Genomic DNA, 16,413 nt, shown 5'->3' with positions numbered 1-16,413 from the left:
TTCTCTATTAATCGAACTCAAGATTGATTTCATTTCCGCTGGTATTAATTCTCGAATCATTTACCTACCCCTATCAATGTTTAATACATTGCTTCAACATTAACACGATACCAAGAAGTCAGCAAAAAAAGAGATGGGCTAGGTGATATAGGGTCCTACTCTACTTAATCCGATGACTTTGGAAATACTCCGACCAATCCGATGATATAACAACTGTAACGGTATCCGTTTTGGTGTTGTACACATTTTGAGCCGTAAAGGTAAAAGTAACCGGACCGTCTGGGAGCTTTTCAAATGAACTATCGTACATTTCACCTGTCCAGAAGGTTTTATCGTCGTTAGTTGGGCTGAGCTGCATAATGAACCCTCCGTTCATGGTTACTTGCACAGTATCCGGGAGTCCTGTTGCTGTACCTTGCAGAACAAAACGTTCTCCTGCCCAAAATACGTTGTAGCCTCTTGGACTCTCCTCATTGCCGCTCTTTTTCAGATTGTAGTCTTTACGGTTGTTGTTCCACTCTTCGGTGTGCTTAACGCCACCCTTTATACTTAATAAATTCACCATGAAGTATTTACGCGTAGAAACATTGCCCCAGCTGAACCCATCAAAAACTTCAACCTCTACAGCATACTTCTCGTTTTCAATCAGAGAACCGGCTGGAATCTGCCATTGCTTAGCGCTTGATACTTGTTCACCAGATTGAACCTTGATTGCACCGGTGGCCAAGTTAATAATTCGCACCTTATACCGCTCCTGCAGATCTCCGTCCTCATCTTGATAATCCCATTTAATGATTGGTGTGAGTGTACTTGCGATTGTGGGATTTGACGAGTCCGTACTGGTTGGGTACGTTATCGAAACTGTAGGTATACGGTTGACTATGGTAACATTCTGGGAAAGATCTCGATATAGCCCTAGAGAATCTGTTACACGTTGTCTAAACGTAAAGGTACCATTGCTGCTAAATTGCTTGGTAAAGTGATTTTTTACACTTGCGAGTGCTTCTGAACCATTTGATGTTTTCAGATAATACTTAAGGCTAATGCTATCTCCTTTAGGCTCATCCTTGTCCGTAGCCGTACTTTTAATATTCAAAACATCCGTACGGTAGATCGGTTCCTTTGTAGCATCTCTTCCCGTATCTGTGATTAGCGTGAATCCCGGCTTAGGTGCGTTATCGATGATGAATGTTTTTTCATTTGATACATCTGACCAGGAAAATTTGGAGTATGCCCGACCTTGCACTGTAAAGTATTCAAACCGTTCAAATGTATGATTTGGGATTTGATATTGTCTGAGCAATCCTGAAGGATCCGGATTTTCTATAGTGGAGACTAATAGACCATCCTTCGCAAAGAACTCTAACCTGTATTTCTCCTGTGAATCATTTTCCGGATCCGCGTAAGTCCACTTGATTAATGGATCGCCTTGGTCCGAGTCAATCACAGTTGGGTTTGTTGCTGTGCCTGAAGGGCTAGTTAAAGTCATAGAAGGTGCCAGATTCTCTTTTACTTGGACTTGTAATCCAGCGATATTCGACTTATCTCCTATCTGATCGATTGCCCAATGTTCTAACGAATATATCCCCGGATCTGAGAAGGTAAGCGTAATATCGCGAGTAAGATACGATTTCACTTCACCCGTACTGCTCGTTACTTTCCAGTAGTATTCTAATGAGCCTTGATCTGATGTATCTTCATCGGTATCGCCTGACGTAAATTGTTTTGTATCATACTGATTTACGGATGAAGGTCCGTTAATCTTAGCAACAGGAACATGATTCTTAACCATAAATGTGCGCGTCGCATAAGAGCTTAACCTTCCATCAGAAGCTGTGAGCTGCATTTCCCAACCGTCAGAAATGGCCTTTTTATGCGAGATACCATTACGATTTATGAGATCACGAATGGTCATTGATTGATAACGGTTGTTTCCTGCCCAATAGTAAGGAGAATCATTAAATTTTGCATTCCAGGCATAAGATAAAACATCACCATCTTTATCCGGATCTGGTGTTAAGTTATCCATTGTGATAATCGTATCGCGGTATATTTCGTTAGGCATTGTAAATGCTGCAGCCGGTGGATGATTGACTACTTGTACATTTTGAGTGTACCAATCTGACCACAAACCACGATTATCATGTACTTGTAGATTGAGTTGATAATTCCCTTCACCGAATGATGCGATATTCGGCGGTGTTGTCGATCCACCCCAATGTTCCCATACTTTATTCCATCCATCTTTGATTACAGTCCAGTAATATACATCTAACGGATCATTATCTGGATCGAAAGATTTGTCTGTAATGGTCGTAGATTTACGATAGGAAACGATATTCGGATCAACGGTAAATAACGCAACGGGTGGTAGATTAACAGACGCATTCCCCACAATACGTTGACACCAATCACTCCATACACCGATGCCATTATCTCCATCCACATCACGGACTCTTAAACGGATATCGTAACTGTCCTTTTCATAAACTCCCCCAGGCGGCTGCCCGTCGATCCACATCTCATCAAAGGTCTTTTTATATTGCCATTGCCACTGCATAATCCCTTTATCCGAACTTGTAATATGATCTAAATCATAGGAGAAATCTATTAATTGAACATTTCCATCGATAAGCTTTGCAGAAAAAAGCGCTATTGGCTTACGGTGAACTTTAAAACTCATCGTAGATGCGGCATCTCTACTCCACATCTGATATTCAGCAAAGAGAGCATCCCTTTTCGGTATATCCTTAGCTTGATAACTCACTACATATTGTCCGGTATATGGAAATGAAGTGTAAAGGCTTGTCCTCCATAATCCCGAATCCCCTAAAATACCCATTGAGTTATCAAAGTAATTCGGATCATGATCATATCTCACTCGATCAGCGTATTTAGCATCTCCCTCATAGTCTTCATAGGTGGTACCGCTATTCTCGATAGGACTATTCACGAGGACAAAAGCGTTTCGCTTAAGTCTATTGGTAACTTTAAAAGTCATATTCACAGATTCCGACAAATTCGCAGGATCAGCTACTTTTACAGTCATCGTATAATCCCCTGGAGGAATAGAGTCACCTATAGCATCTACAGGAATAGAGAAATACTGATATCCTTTCGTTTGAGATACTACCGTCTTCCTATAAAATACATTGGGTATCTCCGCACTTACGATAAGATCATCATTATCTGGATCGTGGACATATCCCTCGATGTTAAGTGTATTGCGTCCAGGCTCGTTCTGCAGGACTTGATTATTAGGTGTATTTAACGAAATGGTAGGTGGACTGTTCGGTATTAAGGGGTATACAAATCGAATGGTATGACCAAAAGATATTAAAGTATAACCATTTTCTGGTGACAAACCGCCCGAGTTATGTTGATAGCCTATCCGTAGCGAGTATTCTATAGATATCCCTTTGGGTATACCATCAAAAACATTTGAACCAATCCAATTTGAATAAGGGGTATCTGTTGCTAAATTAATTTTAGTATCAACGACATTTGGTTCGGTATCATATGCTTTGAAAAACAGTTTTTCAAGTGGTTTAAACATGACATATTGACCATATTCTCCAGATGGACAACCATACGCGTAAGTCGGAAGATTTTGAGACATTGCCCCCTCACTTATTGCGCCAACACACATAGTTGTACCTTGGACTATACTCGACGAACCACTTTCTTTATGACGAGCGATAGTTGCTTTTGAAGTAAATAATGCATCTGGACTAATGTCAAATGTTAATTGTTTGGTTGTTTTATTGTATTTAATGTTAGTAAGCTTTTGATTATTTATAGATATATTTGAATTTCCGTAGTTCCATCCTGCATCATGGTACTCGGAGTAAGCAGGAATGTTAACATCCTTATAATTGACGATATTCGGATCACCAGTCGCAGCTTCTACGGTTTGAATATATATGCTCTGGCTAGGCATTAATCCGAATAATAAAGTGATTATAAGGACAAGAGAGAGTATTTCTTTTATTTTTTTCATTTAAGCACCTTTCTACCAGGACCAATCGACTTCTGGCGCTCGATTTTTCACTTCTACTACTCTTGAGCTTAGCTTTTGCCCATCTGAATTTGTAGATTTCCGGTCAGCTTCTGTCACAAACTCATCAATGGTCGGTTGACCAAATTCTTCAAACACAGTAAGTCGGACTTCATATTTCCCTACCTCACTCAGTTCTAGATTTAAGCGGTCTTTGTTCTCATTACTAAAGATCACCCATGCTTCTCCAGCAAAACTCCCATCATTATTAGAATCATAACGATACTCCCATAATCTGCGGCCGATTACATCTTTGTCAGGCGAATATGAAATATCATCTAATGAAACAATCGCGTTGTTCCCAAAGTCGGGACTTCGATAGACTACTCCTGGTAGAGTAAAGTAATTATACGGTACTTCATCTGGAACGATATCAAAAGTAATCTCACTACTATCTGAGTAACCAAGCGTGTTTTCCACATAAATCGTAGCCTTATATTTTCCAGGTTTCTTAAACAATACGTCTTTGCTTTCGAAATCAGACAATGTGCCACTATACTTAATATCTGCATTCGTCCCACCAGAAACAGCAGTGATGGTAACTCGCGTCTTACTCGATACTAACGGAAACCGTGTAGGACTCTGGCTTCTATTAAATAATGTCGTCTTACGATTTTGTTTAAGCGTTCCTTCTATGGCTAACCCTGCAGATGGTTTCGGCTCAGTGACGGTAATTTCTCTACTCGTACTCCCGGTTTGATTTTCATTGTCTACAACTGTGAGCGCGATAGGGAATGTTTGACCAATTTGTTCTGGTGTGTACCACACATAACCTTTTGAAGCATTACCGATCTCTCCTTGCGCACCTGAAGTTTCCCACACGTAGATATTAATGTATCCATCTGGATCATAGGATGCTGCACCGCTAATTAGTGTATCGTCTCCTGCTTTGACATATCTCGGTGCTGAAATTCTTGCTATAGGTGGCTTTCCTTCCGGAGTGGTTGGATTCGTTGGTGGTGGAGGAAACGTAACTGTGGGATTATTTTTATAAACACCTGCCGAAATCTGTAGAGGCTGTTCCAGAGAGGTGATGGTTCCATTCTTTGTAACGATCGGCTTTTTAAAGCGGATGAGAACAGTTAAAGCATATTCCTGAGTAAAATGTTCGCCCGTTACACTCGATTTTTTAATCTCAAAATCAAATAAAGTGCTCACGTTAAATGTCTTTGCAGATTCCTTTTTCGTCTTGAGAGTGTTGTTCTTATCTTTCTCTTTAGCATAGAACACCCACTCGTCAATGTTTGAAGCATCATTGTATCCTTGCAGCTGCCCCATTAATGAAATTTGAACGGGTTCGTCTTTATCTCCTAATTTCGTAGGATTGGGGTTAGGTTTATTTAGAGTTACTGTACCGGTAAGTGTGGGTTCTGTAGGTAGAGTGTAATCAAAGGAGACATTTCCACTATATTTGTACGTAGTTACATTAGCCGAACCTGTAAAGTAGTAGCTTAAATTTGTTTTATAACGTCTACCTAACGCATGACCACTTGGATCAAAATTTTGACTTAATTGTTCTGGACCATAATTTCTTAAAGCAGCGTCTGTTTTATAATAAATAATAAATTGATTTCCATTTACAACATTATGATTTACATATGTTGATGGAAGCGAATCTGTATCTACAACTAATTGGACGGTTGACTCTATGATCTGAGATGAATCAATTACCGAATTCACGTTTTTGTCGTACCATTTAATTCCCGAACGTGATACTGCTGATTGAGTTACCACCGTCATATCAGGGGGATCATCTCTAGGTATACCATTACCTTGTCCATTCCTATCGCTATGTTTCTGAGCATTAGCGTATGGGTCCCATTCATTTATCTGCCATCTTACTCCGTCTGAATATCGCCAAATAGAATTACCAGGATTTGTTGAAAAAGGGATTTTAAACGAAGCATTATACCCGTGTACATTATCTATACGTTGTTTTGCTTCTACACCCTTTAAGGTAACCTTTATTTTTCCATTCTCCATTGTAAGAGCAACTTTTTGATTAGTGCCATTATATTTAAGAGAAGAGACATTAATTGCCGAACTGGATACTCCACTAGGAAGATCTAAATAATAAGATTTTTGAGCATTTGCTGAACCGTTAAGAATTTCTGAAGGTATTGATACTGTTTTACTTTGTGAATTAGCTGCCTTTATGTTCTGTGGGATATATACAAAAACTAGTATAACTGTAAGCAGAACAATCCAAATTTTCTTCATATAAATTACTCCCCAGCTTTAACAATGTATTTTTCTTCAAGTTCCCCTCCAAGATTAACATATATAGAGATGTCTTTAGGGTCTTTGGTATACCCATACATTTGATAGCTAGATAGCTTTTGACCCGGTTTCAATACCCAATCCCACAATGCTTCTTTATTGTTCAATTCTAACATTTTAGTTGCAGGTGCAGGTCCAAGAAGATTATGACCATCCACTTTAAGATACCATTTTGGATTTAAATCATTAGAACTTAATTGAATTACTTTACTGCTCTTATTTTCAATGGTGAGTTTAGTCCATACCATATATTTAGTAGGTGTTTTATAAATTCGATCTGAATAACCATACATCTTCATTAGAGACTGTGCTTCTTTAGACTTTACATCGTAAAACATCAGCTTTTCTAACGTGTACGTTAATCCTCCAGCGCTAATTGTTACTGGAAGATCCACTTCTTTTTTCAGACCAAACTTACTCAGATTATCCCTCATAATAGGCACCGGCGTTGCTGTTGATTTCACGCTTGCTGTAGGCTTTACCGCCGCTGTTGGCTTAGCAGTAACTACTGGTGTAACCGCTTCCGCATTTGCAACCACTCCCTGCGCCAATACTGTACCTAATAACATTGTTGCTGCCATAGTCGCCTCTACAATTTTCTTCTTCATCCCCAAATCTCTCCCTAGTCTCAATTGGATTTTTCCTACTTATTGAACTTATACTCCTGAACTGCGGGTACTCTGATTGGCTCTTGTGTTTTGGCTCTGGAGATCAGCAGCGGATGTTCCGTCTCAATGACGGCAATAACCGAGGGACCCTCTATGTATTTGGTAATGCCATATTCACTATCCTCGTATAAAAGCGGAAAAGTCACTCCATCAGCATCATCAACAATATCGAACTTCACGATCTTTACTTGATTCTTAAAACGGCTGCCCTTTTTGGGAGAAAGACCGTTATCAAGTCCAAGATTCGCCTGTAAGGCATGCTGAAAAGTATCGTATGCAAGCGTGGGATCGATAATTAGACGGCCTTGCGCGAGTTCAATCTCATCTAACTCCTGCGCGGCATCGTGAACAGCGATATTGTTTGCATCTTTTAGCATGCTGCGCAGCATGTCCCACTCCTGATTCTGAATCTGAAAGAACCAGGAGTAGATAAAGATCAGTAGGACAAATGCCAGCTTAATAATGTAATCCATAAATTAGGCTCATCCCTTAATCAATCGAGATATTCACTCATAATTGACCCATGCCCATAATATCGGGTAGGCTGCGAAACCGTGGAAAAGTTATACGGAAACAGATTTATTCGCGGTGCCGTTACAAAAACATCTAGTCGTTTTTTTCGTTCCTGAACAGTGTCCGTGCTGCTTTCGATTTCTATGGAACCCTCTGAGAACCCAATCGCCTTCAGATTTGAAATCACTTCGTTCCGCATAGATGCTGTGACCATCCCCTCCGTTGCTGCTTTTTGTGTGATGTAGGATGTATTAGCTTTGACCTGCAAATCTAGCAGATAATCAATATAGGTGAAAATAGGCTGCAGGATAATAAACAGGACAAGCCACATGAATAATGCCCGGAGGACGGTCTCCTTCAATAGAAACGCCTCCTCCTAATATTGCTCTACTTGCTTAGTATGTGTGATGATATCGTCCTGACTGCTGCCAATGATATGCGTGGCTACCGTAATGAACATCCCTGCGATGACAAAACCAATGGCAAGAAACATTGCTATGGAGATCGAGTCTTTTTTCATAATTGAGTTAAACCGAAGTGTGGGTTAAGACCCGAGCAACTGTAGTTTGGCTGGAATCCAACGGCTGAATTAAGGTTACACCCGGGATATCCGGTCTATTATCATCCGTATCATTAATTACATCTTGCACCAAAGGAACTAAAATCGCGATTACAATGGCCACACACAAAAATCCGATAGCGATAAACAAACCAGTAGAAATAGCGTCCTTTTTCATTGTTAAAATCTCCCTTTTATTTTATATTTTTTAAATAATATTGAATATATAATTTTTCACTGGAACATGCCGACCCCATTAAAATTCCCTTTGATCAGCAAAATGTACTGCATCGCCATCGCGACGATCATCAAAAAAGTAGCAATCGATGGGATAACGTTAATAATCGTCGATAAATCACCGATAAAAGACCATTTTTTTAAATACTGATCACTGGAGATTTTGGAGATGATCTTCCCTTGCTCACGTAAATAATTAGCAGCTTCTGTGTCGTCGTCCATCCCCTCAGTAGCCAGCAGAATGGAACGAATGTCATTAATAAAACTATGGTCATCCGGAAACTTGGCACAAAACCATTCAATCGCCCCCTCCACACCCTCATCTACTGCTCGTTCTGACAACTCGTACAAGTCCTGACGTATATATTGAAAATGTCCAGCCGTACTCCCGCAAAAAGTGCCAAATTGTGCATATCCACGCTTGCGTAGCCGATTATTCTCGTATAGACGAATGAAAGAGATCAGCTCACCGTCTTTTTTAATAACCGTCTTTTGATGAAGCCATGCAAGTACCCAGCCAAACGGAAGATAGCGCATCGGACTGCTGATTACGAGAATAAGTAGAGCAATTAGAGGATCATAGATTGAAAAGGCATCGGAGCGTATAAAATCGCTGACGACTTGAGTTATTAAATAAATCAGCGCTGCTGAATAACGGAAAAGCGTAATTTTACGAGCCGAAATCGATAGACCAGAGTCATTCAATAATTGCTGAAGTCTATCCCCCTGCACCCGTTCCCCAAGCTTATTCCACCGTAGTCCTAATCGGACAAGATATCTTTCCTGTTTACTACTGCTGCTTACAAAGACAAGTAATGCGACATATACAATCCCGATTACAGTAACTAATAGTAACAATCTGTCCATAGCTCATCACCTTAGTGGTAGTCCAGTTTAGGTCTGGCGAGAATAGTACTGATCACAAAAGAAATAAAAAGTCCGGAGATGATCACCATTAAAAAGGAAAGCCCTACTGTAGTCTCAAATTGCAATTGGAAATAGACATCAGGCTTCAGCATATACATAAAGGTTCCAACCGTAGATACTAGCACCAATAGATTCCCGTATAAACCAAGGCTGATCGCATCTCTACTGCCCGCTTTTACAGTCAAAATCGTATCCCTCTGTTGCTCCATAGAACGGTTTAATAGCATCAGCGAGCTTTTTAAATAACGGGTTCCTTCCTTCTCGGCGTAGAGCAGATCCGATATAAACTCCAAAGCGAAAGTAGTGCCAATCGCACCGGAAAACCTTCCGGCTTCCTGGGCAAGCTCCTTCTCATTACTGTAATTAGAAAATGCAGCCCCTAGCAGCTTCAATGGACCTTTCAGCACATTCTTATCCGTAAGAAAATCAGCTGTCCGATCAAGAATGGAATCTACCGACAAATGAGTGAATTTGGTAGAGATCTTGACTACATCAAGTAGATCGTAGCTTCCGTGCACCTTCCTCTGTGCGTAGATGTATCTCATACGAAAATAAGGAATCATCGCGGAAATCACAGCCATAAAAAACGGAAATCTCCAAGCCTCTTGGATCGACTGTCCTTCATTAAAGGTGATTCCATCCAAAAACGGATTGTTAAAACTAAGTCGCCCAGGAAGCTCACTGATCGTCAGTAGTCCTGATAGAAAAACCGCAATAAATACTATTACTGTACGCCCGACAAAACGCATAACACTTACACCCGGCTCATAGTTTTGATGTACAAAATACAGAAAATTATCTAGATGACGGTAAAGCCACAGCCTTTTTTTTACTGAGCTAACCCTTTTACCAAAAATACTCATCTTATGTTTGATCCGAAAATCTACTTTCTGACTCACCTGCCATAAATGCCGTTCAATTAGTGGTTTAATGAGCAGCCACATTCCCCACACAATCAATAAATGGAGGATAAAACGAAAAATATACAATAATAGATCCACAGTTTCACCCCCTTACTCGTTAAGAATGATCTTAGATTTCAAGCTTTCCTTAATTGGCTGATCCATTGGCTTTGCGGTCGCAAGTCGTCCTAGTAAATTCTGAAGCAACTGTGTCGCCTGCTCATTTTTCTTAGTCATCTTCAGAATCAGGCTCATCGTCAGCTTGTCATTATAAGACCAACTCATATTCTGAGGTTCCCAGCGCATCAGATCATTCGCAAATACGGAGTTCTTTTCCTCTTCATAAAAGACTTCCGATATTCGCGTCAGCCGCTTCTTCCCATTTGGAACACTCTCCAAAATAAAAACTAGCTCACATGATTTCAGTGCGGAGATTAAATGTCCCTTAAGACTCCCTCCAATTCTTGTCGACACAGCAAAAGCGCCTTGATAAGGAATGTCCTCCGAATCCACGGTGTGGAAGGTTCCGGTGATACCGTCATATCCCTTCTCCCCACTCCATAGGTAAAATTCCCATTCGTTATACCGCATTTCTGTCATATACAAAATGTTTGGGTCATGCCGCAGTGACTCTACCCCCACCTCCATTAACTCCTCGTTTGCAGCCTGTATCGGAATAATTCGATGCCCTTTAATCTGATAAGGTAAAATCGACTCCGGATGCTTCTCTATCATCACCACACCCATACAAGACGAGGATCCAAGCAGTTGCTCGCCGACGATCGTATTTGCAAAGGTTGTTTTTCCTGATCCAACAGCACCCGCAATTATGGTATTGCGAAAAGTGGATGATAACGCCCGAATCATTTCAACCGCTTCCGCTGGAATACATTCCGTACCTGCTTGATCTTCTAGACTCAGGAACTCTACAACCTGCCGCCGCAGTGATATGGTGGTGAAGCCATCCCATACTCTCGGGGATACCCAAATGGCAAGTCGGATAAATCGTCCGGGCCAGAGCGGATCATCCATTTTGAACTCCACCGAAGGGTTGTCCTTGTTCAGCTTTTTGTTGGGATCACTTTTTAATAAAGAACGCTTTAACTGCTCCACCCGATCTAGAGAAGGCATCTCGTACGGATAAGCTACAAACTCACCTTTATGGTTATAAAAAATTTGCTTTCCAATCATCTGGAGCCCCGTTGACTCACTGTATGCACGATCAGTAAACCAACGATACGCCGGTCCAAAGCCCTTCCACTCATGATAGAGCGCTTCTGCCACCGTCCGGTATGCTTCTGGAACCTTGCCCGTAAATGGAGTCTTCCGTAAATACTTTTCTATCTCATTCATAAAAAAACTAACTGCCTGCGGATCGCCAATTAGCGCCTTCGCATTTAGCTCGAAGTAGGCATCATCCTCACGCTCCAGCCCTTGATTCATATCATTTTTCATTTTTTGCAAAAATGTATAAAAGTCTTCCTTACCCGGTTTACTCAAGCGCAGAATGCTTTGTTTCAGAGAGAACAACGGACGCTTCGTTTGATTTCCCTTCATAGGAATATACCTTTCTTTTTAGCTTCTGGTGCTAACCCCATCGACACGAGCAGAGAATGTACCTTATCATCTACATACTGCAGTTCCTTTTTCCCTAACGGCAAGCTCTCCTGCAAGGGCTGGTAATACGGTAGCTCCAGTAAGATTTCTGTCCCAAAGCGAAGCGCAAGATTTTTAGGTGAAGATATTTCCTCTACATTGCTGCGGTTAATAATCAGTTGAAAATCATGTGAACGTAGATCCATATGCCCTGCAAGCTCTAGTAGAGGTTCAAGTCTGTATTCATGCTTTGGATGAGTGACAATCATGCGCAGTGCCGATTTGTGCATTCCAACATACCATGCAGCGCTTTCCGGAATAGAGCCAAAGTCAGCAATAACCACATCCGCATTCGCTCCAGCCCTAGCCAAAAAATATTCAATCTCATCCTCCTGATAGTCTTGTGCGCTCAAGTAATCGTAATTGCCTGGAAGATACATATAACCATCTTGCTTAATGAATTGTTCAAAATCCTCATCATGTATCATTTTCCCTGTAAGCCTTGAACGAAGCCTATCAAGACTGATGGTCGCTTTACGATCATGTCCGGGATCATATAAATCAAGCCCAAGGACAATAACACGGAGACCTGACGCAGCAATGCGCCTTGCGAATAGTTTGGCTACACTAGTACAGCCAATTCCCGGACCTGAGCCAAAAAAACCAACCAGATTGCCCCGCTCCTCCCCATCCTCGTCTAAAATAAAACGAATTTTCTCTATCACCACTGACGAGGTAGAACGAGGAGGGATGAAATAGATACCTAAGCTTTCACAGAGCATATGTACAGCTTGGTAACCACTTATTCCCTTTTGTAAATATACATACAGAATCGTTGAACTTGGATAATTCCGGCGCAGTTCGCTAAGTGACTGAGCTTTAATCTGGTCACTGGTAACCATTAGCATATGGTTCTCTGCATGAGATGGATCAGGAAGTACGCTTTGTGTGATTACTATGAATCCCGCATTTTTGATATCATTAATCGTTAACTGATCTATGCCTAGACTAAAAATTTTCAAGATTCTTCCCTCCTACTCGACCCGTACGATCCACAGCTTTTTCCCCTGCTCCAAAAATTGTCCTAGCCGTTGTCCATCGCTTTTCTTCAGCTTCAGTTCCGGTGTAGCCACCTTGCCAGTCGAAGTGAATCGATTATTGTTGTTGCCCTTTTCTGAATCTAGCACATCGTTATTATCTTCAGTTCGCACATAGTTCACGGTGACTCCAGATAAAAACACCTCCTTGACGGGTTCACTAAGTGGTATTTGCCCAATCGGCTCTTCCCCATCCTTGTTGACATTCGGACTAACCGATTCACTCTGTTTCTCTTTGTCACCTTCAACTAGATAAATATCTACCTTATCCCGGCTTCGCAAAGAACCATTAATGGCATAGATAGCCTCCTTTGGTATAGGAAAAATCCCTTCATCCTCCAGCGGCTCTAAATCACTAACATCCACTAGCGACGCTGTCAAAATACTTCCGTTAGTCAGATTTACATTCGTAATCTTGTGCTCTACCTGTTCGATTTCAGTTATTACGCCGGAAGGTATATCTTTGGTCTGAACAGAGTCCAGATACACATCACTTGCTTTCAGCTCATAGTTTTTGGGAAGAAACTCCCCGCCTTCCACCTTAATTTTGACCACGGTTCGGGAGAGCACGTAGGGCTTGAAATAAAGATCATACCCCAGCAGTCCGCCGACTCCAGTAATCAAAATGAGGCTTGCGAAGAAATAGTTACGTTTTAGCAGTTGCCCACGCTGTAAAGCCAAACCTTCCACCTCCTTAAAAACACGATTTTGAGAACGACAAAAAGCAACTTGACGTAAATAGCCAAGCTGCTGGTAAAATGCTTTTTTACCTGTAGAGATTTAGAGAACTATTAGATTATAGGGTTCCGGTAAAAAGCGCTCAGGTTCACACCATAGGCTTTCACCGGAAAATAACCTTTCTATTTAAACACTACAGTCTTATTTTGATGGACGAGGATCCGGTCTTCGATATGCCACTTCACTGCACGAGCCAGAACAACCCGCTCAATGGTGCGTCCAATCCGCTTCAGCTCGATAACATCATCACTGTGGCTAACCCGCTGTACATCCTGTTCAATAATTGGGCCACCATCAAGCTCTTCTGTAACATAGTGAGCAGTTGCTCCGATAATCTTCACCCCGCGTTGATACGCTTGGGCGTAAGGATTACCACCAATAAAGGCTGGAAGGAAGGAGTGATGAATATTAATAATCTGGTGACGATAGTGCTCAATAAACGACGGTGAGATAATCTGCATATAACGAGCCAGGATTATAACATCAATGTCGTCTCCGATGACCTCAAGCTGACGTTTTTCCGCCTCAGCCTTAGTATCCGCTGTAACTGGAATATGGTGGAAAGCTATGCCGAAGGACTCGACATACGATTTCATATCCAAATGGTTACTAACAACGAGAGCGATGTCGGCTTCTAGATCGCCTGCTTGCCACTGCCAGAGAAGTTCCACAAGACAATGGTCTTCTTTAGAGACAAATATGGCTAATCTTTTCTTATGACGAACATTGAAAATTTTCCAGTTCATCTTGAAACGTTCAGCCACCCCGCCGAACAAAGATCGTATCTCTTCCAGACGATCTCCTAATTCAGGAAGGTCAAACTCAACTCTCATAAAGAACATTCCGCCATCTGGATCCATTGTGTACTGATCCGATTGCACAATATTCGCACCATGCTGATACAGAAAGTGTGATACTGCCGCCACGATTCCCGGTCCATCAGGACAGGAAATGAGCATACGCGCCCGGTTGGAATATGATTCGGCACCTGACGAATTGTTTCTTTTTACGTGTAATTCCATGATCCCCATCCCATCCTCTCATCTACATGTGCAATCTGAAGTCTAGCTTATGCATGAACGAGCACTTACTTGCCTGCTAACCATGCAATCAAGCGATGATTAATTGCTTCCTCGCTCAGCGCAGGGAACAGCTCGGCAGCGATGACTTCGTCATATAGACGCTCCAGCGGTTCACGCGGATCAGCCTTTTTAGCCTTGGCATCGTTCTTCAGCAACTCCCAGACATTAAGCACATACTGACGGGAATCAATCTCCTTCTTAGCAAAAAACTCGCGGAGTGTTTCAACATCTTCTATAAACTCCGGTCCAAATCGTTCAGCTACGTTACCACGGAGCAAAGCGATCTCTACCTCATACATCGGACGCTGTTTCTTAGCATCCTTACCCACCCATGGTGTTTCCAAAATGAAAGGCAGCCCTGCCAATTTCTCATGATGGACAATTTTGTTAATCGTATCAAAACCGATCCAACCCGAACCAATTGGAGTATGACGGTCTTTACCTGCTCCACATGGATTTTTGCTGTCATTGATGTGGATGACCCCAAGACGATTCAAGCCGATAATCTCATCAAACTGGTTAAGAACGCCATCCAAATCATTAACGATGTCATAGCCAGCATCATGAATGTGACAAGTATCAAGACATACGGACAAACGCTCGTTATGTTCAACCTTAGCAATGATCGAAGCAATCTCCTCAAAGCTGCGTCCGATCTCTGTTCCCTTGCCAGCCATAGTTTCTAGGGCGATATGAACTTCCGTTTCATTGGTTCCCCCAAGAACCTCATTAAGGCCGTCTGCAATCCGCTGGATACCATATTCAGCGTCCTTATCAGTGAAAGCACCTGGATGTAATACGATATGCTTGACCTCAAGCGCATGCGTACGGCGAATTTCTTCTTGTAAGAAATCAACGGCCAACTGATACGTATTCTCTTTATAGGAAGCGAGATTAATAATGTAAGGTGCGTGGACGACAATCTCCTCCACACCGTTTTCTTTCATTGCTTGCTTCCCTTCAACGGGATACATGGCATCAATCGGCTTGCGGCGCGTGTTCTGCGGCGCTCCTGTATATATCATAAATGAGCTGGAACCATACTCATTTGCTTCATTTGCTGCGGTCAAAAGACCCTTGTCCGAGCAAGACACATGTGAACCTATTTTCAGCATACTTCTTCCCTCTTTCCTTCACGAATTACCCCCTATTCTACCGTGATCAGAAAAATAAATCTAGACAAGGTCAATATGCTGGGTTCTGCTTCGCAAAACTTTGGAAATAAGCTATACTTTAATATGAGATTAAATTATGTGAGAATACTCATTGCCAAAAGGTGGTGTATGCATGTCTATCCAATCAGGACTTGGTTTATTATCCGCAACACCGAGCAATTGGTTCATGAACTCTATCGCTTTCTGGACATTTATGCTGCTGGGTTCCATGTGTATCGGCGGTTTTTTTATGTTCCGAAAATTCCTAAAGGTATTGCCGAAAGCCGATGGAAAATCTAAGCTGGACTGGCAAAATTACTGGGTAGAACGCAGCCGATCACTCTGGAGTGATGAATCCAAAGCTTTTTTAGACCAGCTTGTTCAGCCTGTGCCTAGTCCGTTTCGCGATATCGCCAAACATTCTATTGCTGCTGAGATTGGAAAAATCGCAGTGGAAAGCAATGCGAAAGAGGTTACTCGTGATCACTGCATTAAAGGTTACATAGTCGCCACACCGCGGCGTGACAATCGTTTCCTCGTCAATTTTCTCGAAAAGAACAAAATCGATTACTCTGCTTACCAGCATTTATTTAAGTGATTGTT

Annotated in this window: 15 protein-coding genes; 1 reads left to right on the top strand and 14 read right to left on the bottom strand. The window is 41.7% G+C overall.

Translation table 11 applies throughout. The annotated features are described in order from the left end of the window. Window positions 1–160: 160 nt before the first annotated feature. The 14 genes from NST74_RS06015 to NST74_RS05950 form a co-directional block, all read right to left on the bottom strand. Window positions 161–4,000: a hypothetical protein gene (locus NST74_RS06015; RefSeq protein ID WP_341110949.1), complete on the bottom strand. Its 3,840-nt coding sequence runs from the start codon at window positions 3,998–4,000 to the stop codon at window positions 161–163. Between the two features lie 12 nt (window positions 4,001–4,012). Continuing rightward, entirely contained in the window at window positions 4,013–6,277 is a 2,265-nt protein-coding gene (locus NST74_RS06010) for a hypothetical protein (protein WP_341110947.1), read from the bottom strand. Between the two features lie 5 nt (window positions 6,278–6,282). Further along, a complete protein-coding gene (locus NST74_RS06005; RefSeq protein ID WP_341110946.1) occupies window positions 6,283–6,945 on the bottom strand; it encodes a hypothetical protein in 663 nt (220 codons plus the stop codon). A gap of 35 nt (window positions 6,946–6,980) precedes the next feature. Next, window positions 6,981–7,478, bottom strand: a complete 498-nt coding sequence (locus NST74_RS06000; protein WP_341110944.1) for a hypothetical protein — start codon at window positions 7,476–7,478, stop codon at window positions 6,981–6,983. A 20-nt stretch (window positions 7,479–7,498) separates the two neighbouring features. Next, the gene (locus tag NST74_RS05995) at window positions 7,499–7,879 is read right to left on the bottom strand and encodes a hypothetical protein (RefSeq protein WP_341110943.1); all 381 of its coding nucleotides are present in this window, start codon (window positions 7,877–7,879) and stop codon (window positions 7,499–7,501) included. A gap of 15 nt (window positions 7,880–7,894) precedes the next feature. Continuing rightward, window positions 7,895–8,038, bottom strand: a complete 144-nt coding sequence (locus NST74_RS05990) for a hypothetical protein (RefSeq protein WP_156113062.1) — start codon at window positions 8,036–8,038, stop codon at window positions 7,895–7,897. A 7-nt stretch (window positions 8,039–8,045) separates the two neighbouring features. Continuing rightward, window positions 8,046–8,255, bottom strand: coding sequence for a hypothetical protein (locus NST74_RS05985; RefSeq protein ID WP_339289611.1), 210 nt, complete (start codon window positions 8,253–8,255; stop codon window positions 8,046–8,048). Window positions 8,256–8,311: 56 nt separating this feature from the next. Next, window positions 8,312–9,181 (bottom strand): hypothetical protein, encoded by an 870-nt coding sequence (locus NST74_RS05980; RefSeq protein WP_076118111.1) that lies wholly within the window; start codon window positions 9,179–9,181, stop codon window positions 8,312–8,314. A gap of 11 nt (window positions 9,182–9,192) precedes the next feature. Beyond that, window positions 9,193–10,242, bottom strand: a complete 1,050-nt coding sequence (locus NST74_RS05975; RefSeq protein ID WP_341110942.1) for a hypothetical protein — start codon at window positions 10,240–10,242, stop codon at window positions 9,193–9,195. A gap of 12 nt (window positions 10,243–10,254) precedes the next feature. After that, window positions 10,255–11,700, bottom strand: coding sequence for an ATPase, T2SS/T4P/T4SS family (locus NST74_RS05970; RefSeq protein ID WP_341110941.1), 1,446 nt, complete (start codon window positions 11,698–11,700; stop codon window positions 10,255–10,257). Beyond that, the gene (locus NST74_RS05965; RefSeq protein ID WP_341110940.1) at window positions 11,697–12,761 is read right to left on the bottom strand and encodes a hypothetical protein; all 1,065 of its coding nucleotides are present in this window, start codon (window positions 12,759–12,761) and stop codon (window positions 11,697–11,699) included. The genes NST74_RS05970 and NST74_RS05965 overlap by 4 nt, the downstream gene beginning before the upstream one ends. Before the next feature lie 12 nt (window positions 12,762–12,773). Beyond that, window positions 12,774–13,517 (bottom strand): SAF domain-containing protein, encoded by a 744-nt coding sequence (locus tag NST74_RS05960; protein ID WP_076118116.1) that lies wholly within the window; start codon window positions 13,515–13,517, stop codon window positions 12,774–12,776. Between the two features lie 179 nt (window positions 13,518–13,696). Further along, window positions 13,697–14,596 (bottom strand): formyltetrahydrofolate deformylase, encoded by a 900-nt coding sequence (gene purU / locus NST74_RS05955; protein WP_341110938.1) that lies wholly within the window; start codon window positions 14,594–14,596, stop codon window positions 13,697–13,699. Between the two features lie 65 nt (window positions 14,597–14,661). Further along, window positions 14,662–15,771, bottom strand: coding sequence for a deoxyribonuclease IV (locus NST74_RS05950; RefSeq protein WP_076118117.1), 1,110 nt, complete (start codon window positions 15,769–15,771; stop codon window positions 14,662–14,664). A gap of 172 nt (window positions 15,772–15,943) precedes the next feature. Here NST74_RS05950 and NST74_RS05945 point away from each other — a divergent pair, with 172 nt between their 5' ends. Continuing rightward, a complete protein-coding gene (locus NST74_RS05945; protein ID WP_042124904.1) occupies window positions 15,944–16,408 on the top strand; it encodes a DUF2621 domain-containing protein in 465 nt (154 codons plus the stop codon). Window positions 16,409–16,413 lie beyond the last annotated feature (5 nt).

The sequence above is a fragment of the Paenibacillus sp. FSL F4-0125 genome (assembly GCF_038008565.1).
Lineage (GTDB): Bacteria > Bacillota > Bacilli > Paenibacillales > Paenibacillaceae > Paenibacillus_AQ.
This window is presented reverse-complemented; position numbering and strand designations above follow the sequence as displayed.